The sequence below is a fragment of the Leifsonia sp. HAY1-4F genome (assembly GCF_056755275.1).
Window position 1 is genome coordinate 1 of sequence record NZ_JBNDHX010000294.1, and the last position, 271, is coordinate 271.

Sequence of the window (271 nt, forward strand, 5' to 3'; positions counted from 1 at the left end):
GCTCACTGTGCGCGGACAACGGTACGAATACGAGCTGAACCTGTTGCTCGAAGCGAAGCATGCGGGTTACGGCATCAGCAGCGTCGGGATCGCCACTGTCTACCTCAATGACAATGCGGGCTCACACTTCCGACCCGTAGCTGACTCCATCAGGATCTATGCGCCGCTGCTGAAGTTCCTGGGCTCGTCCTTGTCCGCTTTCGCGGTGGACATGGTGATGTTCCTGGTCCTCATCGCCATCACGGATTCCTTGCTCTTCGCCGTGCTGGGT

At 58.7% G+C, this 271-nt stretch carries 1 pseudogene; it reads left to right on the forward strand.

The features are described from left to right. Positions 1-271 (forward strand): annotated as a pseudogene (locus ACPYOG_RS19575) (glycosyltransferase family 2 protein); the annotation flags it as partial.